This is a genomic window from Vagococcus vulneris (assembly GCF_003950515.1).
Taxonomy (GTDB): Bacteria; Bacillota; Bacilli; order Lactobacillales; family Vagococcaceae; genus Vagococcus; species Vagococcus vulneris.
In genome coordinates, this window is record NZ_NGJS01000004.1 from 1 (window position 1) to 22,903 (window position 22,903).

Annotated in this window: 22 protein-coding genes, 1 pseudogene and 1 other annotated feature; of the genes and pseudogenes, 18 read left to right on the plus strand and 5 right to left on the minus strand. The window is 32.8% G+C overall.

Annotated features, from left to right (window positions below):
• Nucleotides 1–164 precede the first annotated feature (164 nt).
• The gene (locus CBF37_RS11845; RefSeq protein WP_276309133.1) at nucleotides 165–287 is read left to right on the plus strand and encodes a hypothetical protein; all 123 of its coding nucleotides are present in this window, start codon (nucleotides 165–167) and stop codon (nucleotides 285–287) included.
• A 453-nt stretch (nucleotides 288–740) separates the two neighbouring features.
• Here CBF37_RS11845 and CBF37_RS03905 read toward each other — a convergent pair whose 3' ends face one another.
• Entirely contained in the window at nucleotides 741–1,046 is a 306-nt protein-coding gene (locus CBF37_RS03905; RefSeq protein ID WP_125983418.1) for a hypothetical protein, read from the minus strand.
• 778 nt (nucleotides 1,047–1,824) lie between these two features.
• On the opposite strand from CBF37_RS03905, the gene CBF37_RS03910 reads away from it, so the two are divergent.
• Nucleotides 1,825–2,196, plus strand: coding sequence for a DMT family transporter (locus tag CBF37_RS03910; protein ID WP_125983419.1), 372 nt, complete (start codon nucleotides 1,825–1,827; stop codon nucleotides 2,194–2,196).
• On the plus strand, nucleotides 2,193–2,540 hold the full coding sequence (locus CBF37_RS03915) for an EamA family transporter (protein ID WP_125983420.1): 348 nt from the start codon (nucleotides 2,193–2,195) through the stop codon (nucleotides 2,538–2,540). The genes CBF37_RS03910 and CBF37_RS03915 overlap by 4 nt, the downstream gene beginning before the upstream one ends.
• A gap of 102 nt (nucleotides 2,541–2,642) precedes the next feature.
• On the opposite strand, the gene CBF37_RS03920 is transcribed toward CBF37_RS03915, so the two are convergent.
• Together CBF37_RS03920 and CBF37_RS03925 are read right to left on the minus strand one after the other, a co-directional pair.
• Nucleotides 2,643–3,428, minus strand: coding sequence for a homoserine O-acetyltransferase/O-succinyltransferase family protein (locus CBF37_RS03920; RefSeq protein ID WP_338067341.1), 786 nt, complete (start codon nucleotides 3,426–3,428; stop codon nucleotides 2,643–2,645).
• 141 nt (nucleotides 3,429–3,569) lie between these two features.
• Nucleotides 3,570–4,748: pseudogene (locus CBF37_RS03925) on the minus strand (O-acetylhomoserine aminocarboxypropyltransferase/cysteine synthase family protein); the annotation flags it as partial.
• Between the two features lie 96 nt (nucleotides 4,749–4,844).
• Nucleotides 4,845–5,079: a binding site (T-box leader), on the minus strand.
• Nucleotides 5,080–5,306: 227 nt separating this feature from the next.
• Between CBF37_RS03925 and hemG the strand changes: the two are divergent.
• The 14 genes from hemG (at nucleotide 5,307) to rpmG (ending at nucleotide 20,108) form a co-directional block, all read left to right on the plus strand.
• Nucleotides 5,307–5,822, plus strand: coding sequence for a menaquinone-dependent protoporphyrinogen IX dehydrogenase (hemG, locus tag CBF37_RS03930; protein WP_125983422.1), 516 nt, complete (start codon nucleotides 5,307–5,309; stop codon nucleotides 5,820–5,822).
• Nucleotides 5,823–5,996: 174 nt separating this feature from the next.
• Nucleotides 5,997–7,034, plus strand: a complete 1,038-nt coding sequence (locus CBF37_RS03935; protein WP_125983423.1) for a DUF1002 domain-containing protein — start codon at nucleotides 5,997–5,999, stop codon at nucleotides 7,032–7,034.
• Between the two features lie 123 nt (nucleotides 7,035–7,157).
• Nucleotides 7,158–7,379, plus strand: a complete 222-nt coding sequence (locus tag CBF37_RS11605) for a hypothetical protein (protein WP_165866630.1) — start codon at nucleotides 7,158–7,160, stop codon at nucleotides 7,377–7,379.
• Nucleotides 7,380–7,652: 273 nt separating this feature from the next.
• Nucleotides 7,653–8,933, plus strand: coding sequence for a serine/threonine transporter SstT (gene sstT / locus CBF37_RS03940; protein ID WP_125983424.1), 1,281 nt, complete (start codon nucleotides 7,653–7,655; stop codon nucleotides 8,931–8,933).
• Between the two features lie 68 nt (nucleotides 8,934–9,001).
• Nucleotides 9,002–9,526, plus strand: a complete 525-nt coding sequence (locus CBF37_RS03945; RefSeq protein ID WP_125983425.1) for a GNAT family N-acetyltransferase — start codon at nucleotides 9,002–9,004, stop codon at nucleotides 9,524–9,526.
• A gap of 108 nt (nucleotides 9,527–9,634) precedes the next feature.
• The gene (locus tag CBF37_RS03950) at nucleotides 9,635–10,222 is read left to right on the plus strand and encodes an MptD family putative ECF transporter S component (protein ID WP_125983426.1); all 588 of its coding nucleotides are present in this window, start codon (nucleotides 9,635–9,637) and stop codon (nucleotides 10,220–10,222) included.
• A gap of 9 nt (nucleotides 10,223–10,231) precedes the next feature.
• Nucleotides 10,232–10,930, plus strand: coding sequence for an energy-coupling factor transporter transmembrane component T family protein (locus CBF37_RS03955; protein WP_125983427.1), 699 nt, complete (start codon nucleotides 10,232–10,234; stop codon nucleotides 10,928–10,930).
• Nucleotides 10,927–12,339 carry an ABC transporter ATP-binding protein gene (locus CBF37_RS03960; protein ID WP_125983428.1) on the plus strand — a complete coding sequence of 471 codons (1,413 nt, stop codon included), beginning with the start codon at nucleotides 10,927–10,929 and terminating at the stop codon, nucleotides 12,337–12,339. Before CBF37_RS03955 ends, CBF37_RS03960 begins: the two co-directional genes overlap by 4 nt.
• Nucleotides 12,340–12,383: 44 nt before the next feature.
• Nucleotides 12,384–13,454, plus strand: coding sequence for a YdcF family protein (locus CBF37_RS03965; protein ID WP_125983429.1), 1,071 nt, complete (start codon nucleotides 12,384–12,386; stop codon nucleotides 13,452–13,454).
• A 75-nt stretch (nucleotides 13,455–13,529) separates the two neighbouring features.
• A complete protein-coding gene (locus CBF37_RS03970) occupies nucleotides 13,530–14,381 on the plus strand; it encodes an aldo/keto reductase (RefSeq protein WP_125983430.1) in 852 nt (283 codons plus the stop codon).
• 133 nt (nucleotides 14,382–14,514) lie between these two features.
• Nucleotides 14,515–15,897 carry a D-alanyl-D-alanine carboxypeptidase family protein gene (locus CBF37_RS03975; protein WP_125983431.1) on the plus strand — a complete coding sequence of 461 codons (1,383 nt, stop codon included), beginning with the start codon at nucleotides 14,515–14,517 and terminating at the stop codon, nucleotides 15,895–15,897.
• A gap of 36 nt (nucleotides 15,898–15,933) precedes the next feature.
• Complete coding sequence (gene cls, locus CBF37_RS03980; RefSeq protein ID WP_125983432.1) at nucleotides 15,934–17,466, plus strand: cardiolipin synthase; 1,533 nt, start codon at nucleotides 15,934–15,936, stop codon at nucleotides 17,464–17,466.
• A 202-nt stretch (nucleotides 17,467–17,668) separates the two neighbouring features.
• Nucleotides 17,669–19,831, plus strand: coding sequence for a penicillin-binding transpeptidase domain-containing protein (locus CBF37_RS03985; protein ID WP_125983433.1), 2,163 nt, complete (start codon nucleotides 17,669–17,671; stop codon nucleotides 19,829–19,831).
• Nucleotides 19,832–19,958: 127 nt separating this feature from the next.
• On the plus strand, nucleotides 19,959–20,108 hold the full coding sequence (rpmG, locus tag CBF37_RS03990) for a 50S ribosomal protein L33 (protein WP_125983434.1): 150 nt from the start codon (nucleotides 19,959–19,961) through the stop codon (nucleotides 20,106–20,108).
• A gap of 147 nt (nucleotides 20,109–20,255) precedes the next feature.
• Here rpmG and CBF37_RS03995 read toward each other — a convergent pair whose 3' ends face one another.
• Nucleotides 20,256–21,083, minus strand: a complete 828-nt coding sequence (locus tag CBF37_RS03995) for a hypothetical protein (RefSeq protein ID WP_240626662.1) — start codon at nucleotides 21,081–21,083, stop codon at nucleotides 20,256–20,258.
• 101 nt (nucleotides 21,084–21,184) lie between these two features.
• Nucleotides 21,185–21,790 (minus strand): hypothetical protein, encoded by a 606-nt coding sequence (locus CBF37_RS04000; protein ID WP_125983435.1) that lies wholly within the window; start codon nucleotides 21,788–21,790, stop codon nucleotides 21,185–21,187.
• 562 nt (nucleotides 21,791–22,352) lie between these two features.
• Between CBF37_RS04000 and CBF37_RS04005 the strand changes: the two genes are divergently transcribed.
• Complete coding sequence (locus CBF37_RS04005; protein ID WP_125983436.1) at nucleotides 22,353–22,901, plus strand: 5-formyltetrahydrofolate cyclo-ligase; 549 nt, start codon at nucleotides 22,353–22,355, stop codon at nucleotides 22,899–22,901.
• Nucleotides 22,902–22,903 lie beyond the last annotated feature (2 nt).

Consider the following 22,903-nt stretch of genomic DNA (forward strand, 5'->3'; position numbering starts at 1 on the left):
CTTTTAGGATCAGCGAGTGAATGTGGTGCATAAGGGAGACTTTTTCAGTGAGCCTTTTAGGCTCAGGCCGGCAATAGAGGCTTTCAGCCGAAGAACAAACCTCCAGTTCACACTGGAGGTTTTGATTAACTATCGATCAAAACCAATTAAATTGGGGTAAAATAATGAAGGGTTCAGAAGTTAGAATTTGGGGTGATTACTCAGGATTGGTAAGTTATGTTAATAAAGATCAAAAATCCAAATTACCAGGATTTAGAATTGATCGGTATGAATTATTACATAAATAAATAGTGTATACTACAATAAAACAACTGTGTTAATGAATCGTAAAATATTTATTAATGCAGTCGTTTTTGCATCAAGAATAAATTATTCAAATGGAACAGGGGAATGTTAAAAAATAGTGTATATTTTAATTTGTAGGGCAGTGACTTTTGGCACAATAAAATTAAATAAAAGGCCTAGCTATTTAGTTAGGTAAATCATATAAATGTAGTGGATTTCAATAGATAACTAGGAAGTTCTTTAATATAAGAAGTTATAAATAGTCCAAATTTAACGACTTTGATAATTACATGTAATGATAGTTAATTATTAAAAATAACCAATAAAAAATAGTGCGCTTGTATTAGTTTTTATTGTATTCGTTCTTTCGAATGGAATGAGAAATTTTATTAATTGGAATAGAAGTAAAATTTAAAATAATATAAGCCTAATCTGGTTAGAGATTAGGCTTATAATTATTTAGCAGTTTTAGTTACTTTATCATTAATCTTTTCTTTCAATTCTCTTGATTTTTTTCTTGCATTTTTCATATCTTTAGAGATATTACTGATATAATCTAGTTCACTATCTGAAAGATTATCAACAATGTCTAATAGTTTTTTGTTTCCATTAAGCTTATTATTAACTATTTCTTTTGTTTTATAACGAGTGGTCTCATGTTCTAATTTTTCAACAATTTTTTCTGATAATGTTACGGCAGCGTAAACTCCAGCAACTGCTGCTACACCAAATCCAATGCCAACTTTTGTAATTGTTTTCATCAATATCAAGTCCTATCGTTTATTTTCTTTTATTATATCATGAATAGAATAAAATATGTATTTATATGGTGGGTATCTGTAAAAAATCAGGTGACATAATGTTATTTTCTTTAAGATTAAAATTAGAAGCATGATGACTATTTGAGGTTGTTCATCATATAAATCAGCTTCTTCGTACTATAGTAAATTTGTCGGAATGCTAAAAAATAAATTGAAAATAATTTGTTCACTTAAAATAGAATTTGTTTAAATTGAACTACATCTATAAAGTATAGATTTATTGAAACATTTAGATAATTACAAAGCCAAATTTTATATAAGACTAGGATATCTGAAACGTCAGTATTTTATTACCGATATTTGTTTTTAAAGAATTGTAAATAGTTTACCTTTAGTAATTTGTCGACAAATTGGATTTTCATATTTTAAGATAGGTAAAACATACAGTACAAGCATTGGTGTTTGAATTGATTAAAGAAGTTTTGCCATAAAAGAGAGGTGAAGTAGAAAAAAATCATTGAAACTATTCATTAATGAGAATACTTATAAGTAGTATCTTAGTTCTACTAACAGTATATTAAGTTTAAATAGGTTGAATTAATTATATCTAAAAAATATTAATTTTGTTTTTTGACTTTTAAGTCGCCAAATAAGACAAATATTGATTGTTTTATTTAATTATTTACTTTATGATAGAGAATATAGCAGATATAAAAAAATAGCTATATAAATAGATAATAGGGAGGCTAGTAACGTTATTACTAAACGTTAGACAAAAATGGATAAATTAAATCAAAAAAACCGTTACAATTTAAAATTAGCGATTATCTTAATAATAACAGCTGCAGTATGTAGTACATTTGGTCAATTAATATGGAAAATCAGTGCTGAAAAACATGGTGGTGTATCGACAGTCGATTATATTTTGGGGCTGACACTATCAGGTGTTAGTTTGGTGTTTATGATGTTGTCATTCCGATATGGACAGATATCAATTTTACAACCAATGATGAGTTTGGGTTTTTGTTTATCAATGATTTTAGGCTATTTATTCTTAAATGAATCATTATCACTTTTTAAGATTTTAGGTGTTTTCTTTATTGTTTTAGGTGCTTTTATCTTAGGGAAAAGAGGGAAAAAAACTGTATGAGTAATGTACCAAAAATTATAATATGGGTCTTTTTAACTACTTTTCTTGGAAGTATGGGCGGTACTTTTTTCAAAATTGCTATGAATCGAATAAAAAGTGTGTCAGTTTTGACAATTTTAAAAAACAAATGGATCTGGTTAGGTTTTTTCCTGTACTTACTTAGTTCATTTGCAAATCTTAAATTGTACAAATTTTTACCTTATGATGTCGCGTACCCGCTAACATCGATAACTTATATTTGGACAATTATTCTATCTTATTTTATTTTTAAGGAGAAATTGACACCTAGTAAATTAATAGCTGTGGCTAGTATTATTTTTGGAGTGGTCCTAATCAGTCTATAGCCACATTCTATAAGATTGTCACATCGTGCAAAAAAAGGTATAAATCCCGTTAGACACTCTGGATTTATACCTTTTTTATGGATGTTAACATGCTGCTTATTCTTAAAGTAGTTTTTCAATATCAGATAGTTGATAGGGTGTTACTTGATAGACATGATTAATCCAATTTTGAAAGAGAATGTGTGCATGAGCTCGCCAAGTATTAGCTGGGTTTTTATTAGTTGAATTACTATCAATATAATTTTTTGGAAATGACGTCAGAATCCCAGTTGCTAAATCACGAAGATATTCTGACATTAAGGTAGTCGTATCATATTCAAAATGTCCTAAGATAAAAATAAAGCGGTCGTCTTTGGATGATAGTATAGTAGCTCCGATATCATTGTTTGCCGCTAATATATTAATATCTTTATGGTCTCTGTTGATTTCAATACCTGTATAACGAGATTGTGGTGTCATAAAAACATCATCAAAACCATTTAAAAGCCAATTTTCTCTTAAATTATGTTGAGAATAAATACCAAAAAGTTTTTCAGAATAAGTTGTTTTTTGAATATTATAATAATGATAAAGGGCTGCTTGTGCACCCCAGCAAATAAACAATGATGAAGTAACATGATGTTCAGCCCAATTAAGAATTTCTTGTAATTCTCGCCAGTAATCAACTTCTTCAAAAGCAAATTTTTCAACAGGAGCACCAGTGACAATCAGCAGATCATAATTTCTAGCTTTAATATCATCAAATGTTTGGTAAAAGCTTTCGAGGTAGTCAATTTTACTGTTTTTATGCTCGTGCTTTGTAGTTCTGATAAAGTCAACGTTAATTTGAAGCGGTGTTTGGGAAACTAGACGTAAAAGCTGCAATTCGGTAGACTTCTTATTAGGCATTAAATTTAAAATAGCTAGTGATAATGGTCGATATCTTGTTGCTTAGCTCGTTCTTCTGTTAATGTAAAAATATTTTCTTTTTCTAACAGCTCAATGACTGGAAGTCCAAATTTAATATTTACAGGCATAATTATCCTCCTGTTATATGGTGCTTAATGCGTGATCTAAATCATTGATTAAATCGTCAATTGTCTCAATTCCGACAGAAAGCCGTATTGTTTCTGGTTTGATACCAGTTCGGTCCAATTCTTCCTCTGATAGCTGAGAATGAGTGGTCGAAGCGGGATGAATAATTAAGGATTTAGCATCACCAACATTTGCTACAATTGAAAAAATATTTGTGGCAGCACAAAGTTTTTTACTAGCTTCAGCGCCATCTTTTAATCCAAAAGTAAAAACAGATCCAACACCTTTTTTAAAATACTTTTCGGCTAATGAGGCATAACGATTTCCTGGAAGTTTAGGATAGTTAACCCAAGCAACTTTAGGATGGTTATAAAGAAAATCTGCAATTTTTTCAGCATTTTCAACATGACGTTCTAAGCGTAAAGATAAAGTCTCAAGACCAAGAAGTATGGTCCAGGAATTAAACGGAGATGGGGCGGCACCAGTATCGTGTAGTAGAACTGTTCGTGCTCGGGTAATATACGCATCTTTTCCGGCAGCATTGATCCAAGATAAACCGTGATAACTTAGATCAGGTTCGGTTAATTTAGGAAATTTACCGTTAGTCCAATCAAATTTACCACTATCAATAATTGCGCCGCCAATTGATACACCATGTCCCCCAATGAATTTAGTAGTTGAATAGACAGTGATATCAGCTCCAAAATCAAACGGCTTAAATAAATAGGGAGTAGCAAAAGTATTATCGACAATAACAGGAACATTTACAGCATGTGCAATGTCGCAGATTGCTGTTAAGTCAATCAAATTGGAGTCTGGATTACCGATTGATTCAAGGAATATGGCTTTTGTATTGGATTGAATAGCATCTTTAAGGGCATTAAGATCATTACTATCAACAAAAGTCGTAGTGATACCGAATTCCGGAAGAGTATGAGCAAATAAATTGAAGGTCCCGCCGTAAACAGATGATGCGGATACGATATGGTCACCAGAGCTAGCAATATTTTGAATGGCGTATGTAACAGCTGCTGACCCGGATGCAGTTGCTAAAGCACCAACTCCACCTTCAAGCAAATTTAATCGTTCTTCAAGTATAGACGTTGTCGGATTTGTTATCCGGGTGTAGATATTTCCTGGTTCTGTTAATGAAAATCGTTCGGCTGCCTGTTCAGTCGTTGTGGTCGTTATAGACTTCCTACTTGATCGAAATGAAATAGTCTTTTAGTAGTCATATTATTTCCTCCTCAAGATTTATAAAAAAACGTCCCTTTATTAAGATTTTCTGAATAAAGGGACGTTTAAATTAACGTGGTACCACCCAAATTTATTCTATTCCTATTTTGAATAGAACCTCTAAAATATCTAACAATACTAGATGCAGTAACGGGCATTAACGTCTATCTGGCGTGAACCATTAAGAATACTCGGAGTTCATCTTCATTAATATAAACAATGCTCTTTTTCACCATCCGAGCTCTCTGGAACTGTTCTTATTAACTACTCTTCTCTTCATTGTAGAAATATTAAAATTTAATGAATTTTTTATATGATAAACGTTAAAAAATAATAAGTCAACTGCTGAAATGACATTTGTTGAGTAAATAATGATAGTTGATATTTACTCAGATGTTACTAACTCATTACGCTGTTTATGTTAGTTTGGTTAATTAATTAATAAAAAAATATGGCAGACAATTTTTATTATGTATATAATAAAATCATCTCATATATAGAAAGAAGTTTAACTGCATGTCAAAAATTCTCATTGCCTATTCAACAGTAGATGGCCAAACAAAAAAGATTGCTGAAACATTGTCGAAACAATTAAATGGAGATGTTTCATTGAAACTATTCAATGAAGTAGTATCATTAGAAGAATATGATTTCATAATTGTAGGTTCTTCCATTCGGTATGGTAGATTCCCTCAGAAGCTTTATCATTTTGTTCAAAAGAATCAGAAAATATTAATCGAAAAAAATGCCGATTTTTTTGGGGTTAATTTGATTGCACGGACTCCAGAAAAATGTTTTGTTGATAATAATGTGTATGTAAGAAAATTTTTAGAAAAAATCGAATGGCAGCCTAATAATATCAAAATATTTGCCGGGGCCCTAAATTACACGACATATAATTTCTTTGATAGAAAAATGATACAATTAATTATGAAGATAACAAAAGGACCCACAGACACTCGTTATGATATTGAATTTACTGATTGGGAGCAAGTGGAAAATTATGCAACTCAAGTAAATCAGCGGGCATAATAATTATTCATTAGTTTTAAAGAAAATTTCATAGAAACTTAAAATATATGGTTTATACTTATTTAGTATTAAGTTAATTTGGTGTTATCTTTAAGTGATGTTAGTTGATGAAAATTTAAGACATCTAGATGATAATATTAAGAATAATGTATATAAATGATTGGAGAGACATCAATGAAATTATGGATGAAGATAATTGCCGGGACTATGGTGACTGCGGGTTTACTGGCTGGGACTTCTGTTCAGGCTGCAACTGAAAAGTCAAAAGATGAGGGTTGGAATGTACCCAATATTGCGTTAGGTAACGGGTTGACAGAATCTGAAAAAAAACAAACAATAGACATATTAATGAAAGATATTAACAAGGTTCCTGATTTATCTAGTGTAGATACAAGTAAATATAATACATATACTGTGGATGGTAATGATCTTGTTAAATATGTAACGGATGTGCCAGAGTTTACAAGTCAATCAAAGGCCTATTCAAGTGCCTTTATAGCACGAACAAAGTCAGGTACAGGCGTTAATGTAGATATCGTTACACCCAAAAATATCACTGCACGTACGGAAGCAATGTACCGTTCAGCAGCAATCACAAGCGGTGTGTATGACGCATATATCAGAATAGCAAGTGTACGTACTATGGATGGCAGCGGCGCATTGGCTGGAATTTATAAAATTTATGATGAAATCGATCCGGCTGCAGATCAAACAATACAAAAAAATCGTGATGAAAAACGTGATGTTGCTCAACAACAAATGCAGGTTGTATCCAAAATTGATGACCAGAATAAGGACAATAAAGATTATTCATCGGAAAATGTATTGGTTATGTTAGCTGATATTCAAATCGAACTTCAAAAAATTAATGATAAGTTAGATAAAATGTCCCAAGATGAGAAAAAACAAGAAGTTACTAAAGTCGTTGATGAGCAAATTGAAAAAAATGGTATGCAGAATGCTATTAATCCTGAAATGAAAACCGAAGTCATCAATAACATGGTTAATTTCTCAAGTACAGATGCAATCAATGATAAAGAGATGACAAAACAATTATCAACATTTAAAGATGATATTATGAAAAATGGTAAAGAATTTAAAGATAACTTGCTATCAGATGAAAATGTCGCCAAAGCTAAAGAAAGTGCCGGCGGGATTTGGCAAAGTATTAAAGATTTCTTCAGCGGTTTATTTAGTTCGAAAGATAAATAAAATAATCGAAAGCCTAAATGATAACACACTTTCATTTAGGCTTTTTAGTATTATGATTAAGTTTATACTATTCATGAAGCAGGAGGATATTATGGTATAGTAAATGCTGAAAAATTTGATAAAATGGCAGTGAAATACGATTCATCGGAGCGAACAGATATCAATCAGGTAATAATTAGACAAGTAAAAAAATACATTTCTGAGGTTAAAGAAGTATGGAAATATTTGTATCAGACGTTGCTCTCTGATGGTAAGTTAATCATTGTGATTTTGTTTATAATGGAAGAGTTCAATCTGATTTGGTTTACCCAGGATTTAAACAAAAAGAATTACAAAAGCTATTAACTGATATAGGCTTTATTGTTAGTGATTATGATGTTTATTACGAACGCAATCAGCTATTTATGAATCAACGAGCTGGAATGTTTGCGCTTAACAGCTTTAAACTAAAAATATAACTTGTCACTTAAAATATATCGACTATTTATATCAATTATTGCTAAAATTTAATAATTATTTTATGTAGAAAACGTTTTATTTCTATAATTAGATTTCCCTAATCAATTTATTCTGTTATAATCGTTAATAATTAGAAAATGGTTAGAGAGGTTTGTGGAAATGGTTAAAATATGGAGGAGTTTATCGTTAATTAAACAAATAGTAATTGGAATAGTGATTGGTATTATTTTGGGGCTGGTTGTGCCAAAATGGACATTGATTGCTTTATTGGGTGATTTATTTGTCGGTGCATTAAAAGGTATCGCACCAGTTTTAGTGTTTTTTTTAATATTGGCATCGTTGTCTCGGCATACAAAGGGTCAACAAACGCACATGAAAACTGTTATTTCGCTTTATTTAAGTGCAACATTCGTGGCTGCACTAGTAGCTGTTGCAGCAAGTTATTTGTTTCCAGTTGAACTAGTACTACCAAAAGCAATTCAAAATCAGCAGGTCCCAGAAAATATGACGGATATTTTATCAGGTATATTATTAGACGCAGTGGGGAACCCGTTTAAAGCAATTATTGATGGTAATTATTTATCTATATTATTTTGGTCTTGTTTAATGGGCTTAGGTCTGCGTGTGGCCTTCAAAGAAACAAAACGAGTAATTTCAGACATTGGTGATGCCGTTTCAGACATTGTACAAGTGATTATTAAATTTGCGCCTGTAGGTATCGTTGGTCTTGTATTTAATTCTGTCACTACTGTTGGATTATCAGGTATGACGGATTATTTTAAAATTATAGTTTTAGTTGTCGGCTCAATGCTGTTTGTTTCGTTTGTTGTTTACCCACTAATGGTGTTTTTATTATTGCGTCAAAATCCTTACCCATTAACAATTTATACAATGAAAGAAAGCGGAATACCAGCGTTCTTTACAAGAAGTTCAGCTGTTAATATACCGATTAATATGGAGTTATGTGCCAGACTAGGTTTAGATAAAGATTCGTACTCAATCTCAATCCCTTTAGGAGCGAGTGCAAATAGTGGCGGCGCAGCAATGACAATTACAATCATGACATTGGCTGCGGCACATACGTTAGGCATGGCCATACCTTTTGTGTTGGCTTTTCTACTTTGTTTGCTATCTGCAATTGCAGCAACAGGAGCATCCGGTATTGCAGGTGGCAGTTTATTATTAATTCCGTTAGCTTGTAGCTTATTCAACATATCTAATGATGTAGCTATGCAAGTTGTCGGTATTGGTTTTGTGATTGGTGTTATTCAGGATTCAGTAGAAACAGCTGTTAATTCCGCCAGCGATTTACTATTTGCAGCAACTGCAGAGTTTTACGATTTGAAAAAAAACGGACAACCAGTTGATATTAATCAACGTGTTGCAGAAGCAAAGAAAAATCATAGTCAGTCAGTGAATACGGTTAAAATAAGTTCATAATAATTTGTACGTTATGTAATTATACTTTTCAATTTATTTTTTGAAAGTTTAAAGAGGGAAGTGAAAAAATGACATTTTACATTCGTAAAGGTACAATAGATGATTTAGCACGTGTCAGGGAGATAATTGATAATGCGATAGATATTTTAAAGGAGCGCCGTATCCCTCAGTGGCAAGGGAAAAACCAACTCACAAAAGATATATTGGCAGCAGACGTTATTAATAACAATAATTATGTTTTAATTGTCAATAATAAAATTGTCGGAACTGCTATTCTGCAAAAAAAAGTTGAAGAATCATATAATCGACTGTTGAATGGTAGTTGGTTGAACAATAATTATCATTATGCTACTATTCACCGCTTTGCTATTGATTCGACAGTTGGTGAACGAGGTATGAGTCATATTTTTATGGGTTATTTGATATCAGAAGCACTCAGATTAGGGTTTTCTGATATCCGTATTGATACACATGAAAAAAATAAAGCAATGCAGGCTGTCATTAAGCGTGCGGGATTTATTTTTTGCGGTGACATAGTGTTACCGATTGAAAATGGTGAACGCTTGGTATATCAATGGTTGCAGACTGTATAGGAGAAAAAGTTTGAAGCCTTAATATCGTTCTTTTACAATGTATGTGTTACACTCTTCAAGTCTGTGTTGAATTTTCGACGCAAGACTAATTTTGAGAGGAGTACACTGATGAAACATCTGAAAGTTCATGATCTAATTTCGGTGGGAATTTATGCCGCTGTTTATTTTTTGATGGTCAGTTTAGCGACAATGATTTTGCGATTTACTGTTCCAATGTTTAATTCTATTTTAATACCAAGTTTATCAGCTCTAATTTCGGGTATTGTCTTTTTATTAGTTCTAAATAAAATTCCAAAATTTGGTTCAATCACACTAGTTGGTTCCGTTATGGCAATTTTCTTCTTTATGTTTGGTTATTTTCCATTAGCATTTTTGCCAAGTATTATCTTTCCGTTGATTGCTGATTTAATTATTTATAAAACAAGTTTAGGTGATAAGGTAAAACTTTATACAAGCTATGTTATTTTTAGTTTTGGATTAACAGGACCTATCTTACCCTTATGGTTTATGAAAGAAGCTTATGTCGAATCATTAATAAAACGTGGCAAAGATCAAACATATATAGAGAGTGTTTTTGCATCTATATCGACAACCACATTTTTTGTATCAACTGTTCTCACGATTATTTGCGGAATTATCGGAATGTTGATAGCCCAGAAGATTTATAAAAAACACTTTAAAAAAGTTAGTATGTAGGAGTTTAATATGAAAAAGCAAGTAATGCTTGCTTTCGATCCCAGAAGCAAATTAGTGACAATTATTGTTGCTGGTTTGCTTTTAATGTTTCGTGTGGATTGGCAAGTTGAAATCAGTTTTGTCATTTATTTAAGTGTGTTGCTTTATTTAAATAATCAGTTCAAAAAGGCAATTGTATTACTAATGACGTATGTGATACTTTTAGTCTTAAATCAATTTGTTGTGACAACAATCAATGGTCCGATTACGGCCTTTTTATCTTTTCTTTTGATTGCGTATCAGTTACTGCTACCGCCTGTAATGGCTAGCATTTTTGCTGCAAGCAATACGTCTATTAATCAATGGTCTGCTGCTTTGAAAAAATGTCATGTGCCTAATTTTATTGTTATTCCTTTTATTGTTGTCTGTCGTTTTTTTCCAACATTTTTAGAAGATATGAAACAGATAAGACAAGCAATGAAATTTCGCGGAATTGGTCTAACAAGATTTGGATTGATTCGTCATCCGATTCAGACGTTTGAGTATATTTTTGTCCCGTTGTTAATGTCAATTGAGAAAACTTCTTTGGACGTCTCAGCCGCAGCAATCATTCGCGGACTAGGTAGTGGTCATCGTCAGACTAGTATTCAACCAGTTAGTTGGCAACTACAAGATACAGGATTAGTTATAGGAACAGTATTATTTTTAATAGTGGGAGTGGTGATTTGATAAAATTGATAAATGCATCTGTCAGTTACGACAAGGAAAAAGTACTGCATGAATTAAATTTAAATATTGGTACAGGTGAGTGTCTGGTACTTTGCGGAGAAAGCGGATCTGGAAAGTCATCGATTATTAAAATGCTAACAGGGCTGATGCCAGAACTGTATCCCGGTAAAATTTCCGGTGACGTACAAGTTAATCAAATTGATGTTCCTCCAAAAGATATCGAAGCGTATGTTAAAAACATCGGTGTCGTTTTTCAAAATCCCAAAACGCAGTTTTTTACCAGCAATGTTTACGCAGAATTGGCCTTTAGCCTGGAAAATCATGGAGTAGCAGTGTCTGACATGAAAGATCAAATTGATAAAATATCGAAGGACTTTCATTTAATTGATTATTTAGGTGATAGTATGTTTCAACTGTCCGGCGGTGAAAAGCAACGTGTTGCGTTTGCCTCAGTCTGTATGTTGGAACGATCGGTTTATCTGCTTGATGAGCCCTCTAGCAATTTAGATGAGTCAACCATTAGAATAATTATTGAATATATACATTGGTTAAAGAAACAAGGAGCAACGATTATTGTCGCCGAACACAGATTATCATATTTGACCGCTTTAGCAGATCGGTTTATCTATTTGTCTGAAGGTAGCATCATTAATGACTGGACTGCTGAAGAATTGCTTCAATTGTCTGATAAAGAAGTTCACCAAAAAGGTCTTCGCAGTCTCAACAATGTTCCTGTCTGCTTAAAAGATAATGGGCAAAATATTAGCAGAGACACTGCTAATCGAATCACGCTTAACAGTTTAAAACTTAAAAAAACTAAAAGCAGTAATACATTTTCATTAAAATTAGATAATATCTTTTTTGATAGTAGCGCGGTGACGGGTATTATCGGTCAGAATGGTTCTGGGAAGAGTACGTTAGCACAATTATTAACTGGTTTGGTGAAGCCAGATTCAGGCGAAGTTAAATTCAATCAACAAGTAATGTCTCAAAAGGATTTATTAAAGAAGAGTTTCCTAGTGATGCAGGATGTTAATTTTCAATTGTTTTTCGAATCAGTCTATAAGGAATTGACGGCAAAAGCACGAAGACTAGATATGTTGGAGGACGTTGTTGATAAGTTGCAATTACATAATTTAATGGATCGGCATCCTCAGACTTTATCAGGCGGTGAGAAGCAGCGTGTTGCGATTGGTTCAGCGGTCCTTTCAGGTAAACAGATCATAATTCTTGATGAACCAACCAGTGGACTAGATCTGAAAAATATGTATGAAGTTAGCAGTTTAATCGAATGGTTACAAAAACTTGGTCTAATCGTTATCGTAATTACGCATGATATCGAGTTTTTAAATTGTACGTGTCATCGAGTCATTGAAATGAGTCATGGGAAGATAGTGAAAAATGTTTAAGTATGGTATAATTTAGTAATCATTAAGAATTTGTTAAGGAACGGATGGTTACTGTGATATTAATGCTCCAAATGATTTTTCTTATTCTAATTCCCTTCTTTTTATTTGCTTACTGGATATACTATCGTCCGACAAGTCTGTTTTCGGGACTGTTTTTTATACTATTAATTACAAGCGTTTATGCAATGATTGTGTTTCAAATATTTAAAAGAAGTCATACATTCGCCTATGCATTGTTAATACCAGCTTTAGTTATTATAATGATTTTTACGTTCTTTGGTATTTTTTCTATAGTGTTAATGCTATTTTGGAATGAGAAAGTGATGCTGAAGCGTGAAGGATTTTCAATCGCAAATTTATTACCGATGGCGGTGTCCCTGTCATTGATTGCATTTCAAGTTTATGTAAATATGTATGCGTACCATTCAGAAAGCCAGTTAATAAAAAGTACTGCTTCTTTTTTTTCCATAATGTATGCTTATGTTATCTTCATGTTCTTTTTGTATTCTGTAACTTCAATACTGTACAATGTTTATCCTATTCGAAGACCGGTTGATTATATTATTATTTTAGGTGCAGGTTTAATTGATGGTGAACGTGTCACGCCACTTTTAGCATCAAGAATACAGGCAGGTTTGTCTTTATATCATAAGCAAGTTGCACAAATTAATCATCATCCGACAATTATTTTATCTGGCGGACAAGGTGAAAATGAAAAAATTTCTGAAGCACAAGCTATGATGAATTATCTAACAGAAAAAAATGAGTTACTTAAAACTGTTTATTTAGAGGAGAAATCTAAAAATACGCAGCAGAATATTGAATATTCAAAATTAATTATTTCTAAGAATGATAATATAAAAAATGTAAATGAATTATGTATTGTCTTGGCATCAAATAATTATCATGTTCTTCGGGCTGGAAAATTGGCAGCCGAACAGGGATTAGTTGCAAGAGCTGTTGGTGCAAAAACAAGATTATACTATTTACCAACAGCATTTATTCGTGAATATATAGGGTATTTATATATGAATAAAAAAAGAACGATTGTTTTCACTGTGTTAGCCTTTATTTTTACTGTGGCATTAAGTCTAATCGACTTGTTTTTTAATTAGGTAAAATCAATTTTTTTGCGATATTTTAAAGAATCAGTAATAATGATTTTATATTATTAAAGGAGGTATTTATCTATGTTAACACAATCATCAACTTATCAAATGAATGACGGTCATGATATACCTGTTATCGGATTTGGCACATGGCAAACACCAAGCGGCGACGTGGCTGAAGAGTCAGTTAAAGAAGCATTGTCAGCAGGGTATCGACATATTGATACTGCGACAGTTTATGGTAATGAAGAAAGTGTAGGCGCAGGTATTAAAGCCAGCGATGTTCCTCGTAAAGAAATATACCTAACAACAAAATTATGGAATTCTGATCATACATATGATAAAGCAAAAGCTGCAATTGATTTATCTTTAGAAAAACTAGGTGTAGATTATCTGGATTTATACTTGATTCATTGGCCTAATCCTTTAGAGTATCGTGATAATTGGCAAGAAGCCAATCGTGAGAGCTGGCGTGCAATGGAAGAAGCTGTTCGTGCTGGTAAAATACGCAGTATCGGCGTATCTAATTTTAAACCGCATCATCTAACGGAATTGCTTAAAACAGCTGAAATAAAGCCTGCAGTAAATCAAATTTACTTAAATCCAAGCGACTTGCAGCCCGAAGTAGTTCAATTTTCAAAAGAACACAATATTTTATTAGAAGCATACAGTCCTTTGGGAACGGGAAAAATATTTGATGTTAATCAGTTAACAAAATTATCCTTAAAATATCAAAAATCAGTAGCACAAGTTGTTTTAAGATGGTCATTGCAACATGGATTCTTACCATTGCCAAAATCTGTTACACCATCACGAATACATGAAAATATTGATATATTCGACTTTTCATTATCAAAAGAAGACATGAAAGTTATTGATGGCTTGTCTGGTACTGCTGGCAAAGCTAGAGATTCAGATACAGTTGATTTTTAATAGAGACTTAAAAAAGCATAGTCGATTTTCGGCTATGTTTTTTTTAAAATAAGATAAGAAAAATATGATATGATAAGGTATGAAAAATTAATGTATATGACTTATTTTGTTCATCATTAGAAAGAGGGTTGAAATGAAAAAATTTTTTTTGGTGTTATGTATTGTGTTCGGCATGATAAGTATCAATGAACAAGCGTCTGCAAGTGAAGTGCAGCAGCCGACAATGATGGAATTAGTTAAAGCAGCAGGTCTGACTGCTGATGTTAAAAATGAGCCGAAAACTGCTATCTTAATTGATTCGAATACAGGTAAAATTTTATGGGAAAAGAATCCCGATACTATTCATAATCCTGCGAGTATTGCTAAATTATTGACTGCTTACCGTGTCTTTGAGGTAATTAAAGAAGGTAAATTTACATTAGAAACAAAGGTAACTGCTACCCCGCGCTATGAGCAGATAGCCAATATTTACGAGCTGAGTAATAATAAAATACAACAAGGTGTTTCTTATTCAGTAAAAGAATTAATTCCCATGATGCTGGTACCATCGTCAAATGTTGCAACAATTATGCTAGCTGAATTGGTAGAGCAGGATTCAGCTAAATATCTTAAAGAATTAAATGAACTATGTGAGAGTTTTGGAATGATGAATACGAAAATATATAATGCGACAGGAGCTCAAATATCATCATTTAAGGGGCTGTATTCAGATGATCCACAAACTTCTGAGTTGGCGCAAGATAAGGATAATGAAACAACCGCACGTGATTTAGCGATATTTACACGCAATTTATTGGAGCGCTATCCGGAGATTCTGATGTATACCAAAGAACCGAAAATCAAGGTAATGACAGGGACACCTAATGAAGAAGAATTTGAAAGTTACAATTATTCGTTACCAGGTTTACAGTACTCATTTGATGGCGTTGACGGTCTAAAAACGGGCTCATCGCAAACTGGAGCATTCAATATTGATGCAACTGCTAAGCGTGGCGATTTTAGGATCATTGCGATAGTTTTAGGTGTAGGGGATTGGGCCGATCAAGATGGTGAGTATTATCGTCACCCCTTTACTAATGCTTTATTAAAATATGGATTTGACAATTTTAGTTATCAAGAGGTATTACCTGCAGGCAAACATAAGATTAGTGGTGTGGATGTAGAATTAAAAGACCCTTTAAAAGATACAATAAAAAAAAGTCAACCCTTGGATTTTAAACTTGTTGATAAAACTCGCATTCAAATGAAGGATCCCTTACCGGTTGTTTCTGATAAAGTTAAATTAATTAGTGTACCTATCGTGACGGAAGATAATGGCGGCAAGTTAAAGACCCCCGCTAAACAACAGACGTTGAAATCGATATCAAAAAACATAAGATTATTGGGGACAATTTTTATTATCGTTTTATTTCTAATTATGTTTGTCGTAATGTACTTTTTGAAAAAAAGAAAATTACGATCAGAAAAACAAAAAACATATCAAACTGGAGAGACTAGGAGATCTCGCAGACGATAATTTATTAAATAATTTTTTAAAACAGGGAGTGTTAAAATGGAAAAGTTGCGTAAAATATTGACTAACCGAGCGGTTATTGTTGGTTTGTTAATAGCAATTCAATTAGCTGTACTATTCCTAATTGTTTATCGTTTCAGCGAATATTTTGTGTATTTCTATTTTGTTTATATTGCTATTTCAGTGGGGGTTATTCTTAAAATTGTTAATAGTCGGAGCAATCCAGCCTATAAGATTGCTTGGATGATTCCAATCATGATTTTGCCTGTTTTTGGGACTATTATTTACTTGGTTTTTGGACGTATTCGCTTCAGTCGCAAAGATAAATTAGACATGTTGAAAATCCAATCTGATGAACGGCGAACATTGCGTCGGACAAGTGAACAATTGACTATAACTGAGGACCAAAACGCTCAAGTTCAGGTAAATTATTTAATGGAATTTGGGGAAAGTACACTTTTTAATCATTCAACGAGTACGTACTATCCTTTAGGAGAAGATGTATTTGAAGCCATGATGGAGGAGTTGGAACAGGCTGAAAAATATATATTTATGGAATACTTTATTGTTGAAAAAGGCCATATGTGGGATTCTTTGTTAGAGGTTTTAGAGCGAAAAGTCAAACAAGGAGTGGAAGTTCGTTTTATGTACGATGACTTTGGTTGTTTGTTTACTCTCCCACCTGATTATTACAAAGAACTAGAAAAAAAAGGCATTAAATGTTGTGTGTTTAATCCATTCTCACCGGTTCTTTCTTCGATATTCAATAATCGCGACCATCGAAAGATTACTGTTATTGATGGAAAAACAGCCTTTACGGGTGGGATTAATTTAGCAGATGAGTACATTAATCGGGTCGAGCGGTTTGGTCATTGGAAAGATAACGGCATTATGCTTAAAGGAGAAGTTGCCTGGAGTTTCACGTTATTATTTTTATCGCTTTGGCGTTTTGTAGATAAAACATCACATGATGATCCTTTTCAATATCAACCGATTTTTAAACCAGACGAGCTGCCAGAGTCAAAGGGTTATTACATCCCTTATGTGGATTCACCGTTTGATGATGAGACTGTTGGAATTAATGTTTATCTTAATTTAATAAATCGGGCACAGAAGTCAGTTTATATCACAACACCATATTTAATTATAGATAATACATTGATGGTAGCGTTGTGTACTGCTGCAAAAAGCGGAATTGATGTAAGAATTATCACACCACATATTCCTGATAAGTGGTATGTTCATGAAATTTCGCAATCTAATTATGCACAATTGATTGAATCGGGGGTTAAAATATTTGAGTATACGCCTGGATTCATTCACTCTAAGACGTTTATTGTTGATGAAGAATATGCAACGGTTGGGACAGTTAATTTAGATTATCGCAGTTTATTTCTGCATTTTGAGTGCGGTGTCTGGATGTACCGTACCGTGTCAGTTGATGAGCTTTTAGCCGACCATCTTGAGACAGAAAGTAAAAGTCAGTTGATTTCTTTAGAAGAAGCTAAAAATGTTTCTGGACCCAAAAGATTGCTTCGAGCAGTCATTGGTGTGTTTTCACCATTGCTATAATTAAATAATGACGAACCTTTTCTGAGTAATTAAAGAAAGGGTTTTTTATTTAATATCCTTTAAAATTGCTATCTTTGTAATTGAAAAACTTTACTATACATGAGATACTCATAGAGTGTTTTGTTTATAAATAGATGTAGAAAAAGTAGATAGATTTTATTAACAAGGGTGTTACTCGATAGATGAAAGGATCAGTTCGTTAATGCAAAAAAGAAAAAGAGAAAAACAGTCTTTCCTAAATTGGAAAAAAAGTAATGCCAATCAAAAAGGGCATATTCCATTGCGGTTAGATATTTTATTTTTTATTGTGTTTATTTTGTTTTTTATTTTAATTGTGCGTCTAGGTGATTTACAACTGATGCAAAAAGATAAATTTCAAAAAATTGTAGAAACCGGCCAAAAAAGTATGGTTAAAGAAAGTGCTCCAAGGGGTTATATCTATGACTCAAAAGGAAAAATATTGGTTGGCAATACAGCTAAGCAATCGATAATTTTTACACGGAGTCCTGGATTAACAGCTGGAGATATACGTAATTTAAGTAATAAAATTACTTCTTTGATTGATATTAAACCCGATGATTTATCTGAACGAGATAAAAAAGATTATTGGTTATCTGATTCCAAACATTTAGAAGAAGCAGCCAAACGTGTTAAACATTCTGATAAATTTAATAAACATGGGGAACAGTTGTCAGACAGCGCGTTGTATCCTAAAATTGTTGATGCTGTCAAATCTGATGAAGTTCAATTTGATGAAGCTGATCTAAAACGAGCAACTATCTTTAAGCGTATCAATAGTGCAGGTAGTTTACAATCAGTTGTGATTAAAAACGACAATGTAACTCCGGAAGAGATTGCAGTTGTTGGGGAAAATGCATCAACTGTTCCAGGTATTGGGACTGGAACTGATTGGGATCGTGATTATCCAGAAAATGATCAAATCCGCTCTATTTTAGGTGTCGTTTCTTCCGAAAAACAAGGCTTGCCAAATGATCGGTTAGATCAATATCTTAAACAAGGTTATGAACGAAACGATCGAGTTGGTCTAAGTTACCTTGAAAATTCTTACGAAGATACTTTACGAGGACAAAAAGGTGAATCAGAAGTTGTTATTGATAAAAATCAAAAAATTATGTCCAAAAAAGAAGTTAAAAGTAGTGAAAAAGGCGACAATCTAAAACTAACGATTGATTTAGATTTCCAAAAGAAAGTCGAAGAAATTACGAGAGGATACTATAACCAATTAATTGGATCTGGTCAGGCCGCATTATCAGAAGGGATTTATGTTGTCGTAACTGAACCAAAAACTGGTAATGTTTTGTCAATGGTTGGTATTGATCGTGATGTTAAAACCGGAAAACTAACAGATGATACAATTGGTACTTTCACAAAATCATTTGTTCCTGGATCATCAATTAAAGCCGCAACTATTATGGCGGGCTATGAAAATGACGTAATTAAAGGTAATCAAAAAATGGTTGATGAACCAATATTCCTCGATGGCGGTCAAAAAAAATCATCATTATTTAATCCATATGGAAGTATTGCCTTAACGACTGAACAAGCGTTGGAAGTATCATCAAATACTTACATGATGAAAATTGCGTTAGGCATGATGGGCGTAACGTATGAACCTTATTTCAGTTTACCAATGAGAACAGACGTATTTGATAAATTACGTAAAACGTATGGACAGTTCGGATTAGGGGTATCTACCGGCTTGGATTTACCAAATGAAACTGAAGGTATTGTCAATAAGAATTTTAAAGACAAAGACGGTAATTATATTCCTGGTATTATGGGTAGTCTGCTCGATTTATCTTATGGTAACTATGATACTTATACGCCAATGCAATTAAACCAATATGTATCAACTATTGCAAACAAAGGAACAAGAATTGCACCGCATGTTGTTGAAGGTGTCTATGGAACTGATGGAGATGGCGAATTAGGTGATTTAAAAGAGAAAGTAGAACCGAAAATTTTGAGTAAGATAGAAAATAAAGGGGCTGAATTCGATATTATCGAAGAAGGGATGAAGCGAGTTGTGACAGGACCTATGGGAACTGCGACTAAATTATATGGTGCAACAACATATCCAATCGCTGCAAAAACGGGGACTGCAGAAACAGTTGTTCAAAACCCTAATAATCCGAAAGAAGTTATTAATGCAGTTAATAGTACTATGGTCGGTTATGCGCCGGTTAATAATCCAGAAGTTGCTGTAAGTATTGTTATTCCGACATTAACAAATGATGACTATGGAGTTAATGCTGATATCTTAAGAGATGTGATTAATGCCTTTTTTGCAAATAAAGATAACCCTGTGAGCAAAGAAAAAAGCTCTGATGATGTACAAAATTAGGTTTTTAAAAATTGTAAAGTAAAACTACTTAACAATTTTACTCAAAAGGGTAGAAATTTAATTTAAAAGATGATATGATATTCAAGTGTCAAGCTGATACTTGAATATTTTTTTGGAGGAAATCATAATGCGCGTAAATATTACTTTAGAATGCACAGAATGTAAAGAAAGAAACTATTTAACTAGCAAAAACAAACGTAACAATCCTGATCGTTTAGAAGCTAAAAAATATTGCCCACGTGAACGTAAAGTTACTTTACACCGTGAAACTAAATAATCATTCTGTGATTAAAGCTAGAAGCCTTTTGTGATAAGGTTTCTAGCTTTTTTGTTTTAGTTTAAATTAAAACTAGCTGAATTTAAATGAGCACTACTAAAAAGCCGAGGCTATCTATGCATAGATAGCCTCGGCTTAACTTATAAATCAATTACTGTTATTAAAAATCAGACGTGCATCGTTAGCATTTTCGCCATTATTTGAGTTGTAGTAACTTGTTGAAATTATTTGACCATCTTTTAAGTCTACAGACACATCACTGTTTGCTGGACTAAGTCGTAGGTTATCAATCTTTGAATTTTCAATATCAAGTGTTTGAATATCCCAGCCAAGAGTATCAAAGTCAGGGTCCATTTGCATATTAGTGCTTAATGTGTACTTACCCGGTGCAATATCACGACCCACAATAAATTCACCAACACCAATCTCATTTGAAGGTGAAACATCCTTAGGTACAGCAGTAAATTTTACTTGACTAATATCGCTAAATTGAAGAACATCGCCTTCAAATAGAATAATTCTGATTTTTGATGGTTGAGAGATGCCATTAGCCGCACCAGCCCAGTTAATTAAAAGGGGATTCCCATCCTTACGATCACCTAGAATATTTCCTTCGCCACCTAAGATATCTAAATCATAGATTCCTGGAGTAACAGCATCATCTTTACCGACTTTAACGTCTCCAGAGATAGAAATAGGTTCTGAATTTTTTGATTCCTCGGCAAAGTCGTTCATCAGACCTAGCATTGCTTTTTGAGGTTTTGGATTATTTTTCTTTATTTCATTTTTAATAACATTTGAGGAATCTGTAGATGATTGCTTCGATAGAGCATCATTTTTTGGTACTTCTTTGGTTGAAAACCAATAGTAAGTGCCCCCACCGACAATAATTATTATAATAAGCCAAAACCACCATTTTTTTATAAAAGATTGCTTTTTCTTGTTAGAACGTGTTGTGTTTTCTTTTTTTGACATAATGTCGCTCCTTTATTGATAATTCAGTTAAGACTAACATATATCTTAATAAAAATTAATAGTAAATTATTATATCTGCTTTATTTTTATAAAAATATTTACTAACTGATTTCCCACCATTTTTCAGCATATGTTTTAATTGTACCATTCCTTTGTTCAAGTGCTTTTGGTGAATTTAATGAAGCCGCAGTAAATGTTGACCGGATGATATCCCCGTGTATTTCATTAGGAAGGTCCGCTGTAACATTAATTGAGATACTTCTAAAATCATCTAAATCTGCATAATGGAGAACTTTTACGATAGGCAGAATTAATAATTTTCCAGAAGAAATTCCATTTTTTCCATTGTCGATAATAATTGTTGCAGTATAATTTCCAGCTGTTGAAAAGTCGCCAATCACTTGAAATGGCTGCGTGATTGTCGTTTCTTTGAGGATGTATTGTTTTAATAGATTGTTGTTATTGACAATTGCCCTTGGTTGAGGTGTTGCAGCAGAAGCGCCAGTGTTCTTAGCATTTTTATTGTTGTTACTGTTGTTACCTTTCACAGATTGTACCACATTGACTACTTGAATTTTTTGTCGTTTGTTTTTTCCAAAAGTATCCCATAAATTTGTTAGTAAAACTATACCTAAAACAACAATAATTGCAATAAACCACCATTCTCTGTACATAGGTCTTCCGATTTTCTTCAATTTTTTTGTCACTAGAATCACCTCTTGATTATCATACCACTAAAATGAATTAACTGACAGTTTGGTTTTGGTAGAATATAAAACCAAGTGTAAAAGATTTTTAGCTATCTTTGATTCAGTATGAATTTTTTAACGTCAGATAATGTTTATCTGGAAGACAATGTGTGTTAGGGTGTATAGTATAATTTATATAATAGACGTGATAGGGTATGGAAAATTATGGAATCGAAATAACCAGAAAAAATCACACTAATAACTACCGTAAATAAGATATTATTAGAGATTGGTATGATTCGAAAGAATCTTGAAATAGTGACTATAATCGTTTAACGAAAAGCTAAGAGTTAATTCTGGTGACAGACTAACTGAACAAGAGTTACTAGGGACATTGTATGGCAACATTGTCTCTGATAATCGAATTGTTTATTCAAAAATAATGATAAAAAATAAATAATAATTACTTTTTATATATTATATAGAGTCTTTTTATTTTGTAAAATTACATTTTCATAAAGAAGAGATGGATCTATGTGATATAATCAATATCAAGTTATAAAGTTAGGAGGTACGATAAATGGTAAAGAAAGTGCTTCGTACAAAAAAAATTAAATCCTTAAAAGAGTTAGCTGATAATCAAGAACTTAAGACTACGCTTGAGTATCAGGTGCTTAATAAACTATTCATGGATGATATCTGGAAAAAATCAAACGTTATCGGGACGGTCATTCCATTTCCACATGAATTCGACTATTGGAAACTTATTCATCAAGCTTTTTCAGAGAATAAAAGAATCGCCTTACCAAAAACATATCAAAAAGGTGTAATGCATTTTTATGAATATGAGCAGAATGATACATTAACACCTTCTTCATTTGGCGCAATGGAACCTAACGAGAAAAGAATTCTAAATCCTGAAGAGATTAGTCTCCTAATAGTCCCTGGTGTTGTATTTAATGAATCGGGTTTTCGTATTGGTTATGGTGGCGGTTTTTATGATCGTTATTTGGAAAGTTTCCCAAATGAAACTTGTAGCTTAATTTTTTCAACACAATTAGATAATAGTTGGCAGCCAGAAAACCACGATCAACAAGTGAATAAATTGTTTGTTGGTGAGAAAGGTTGATA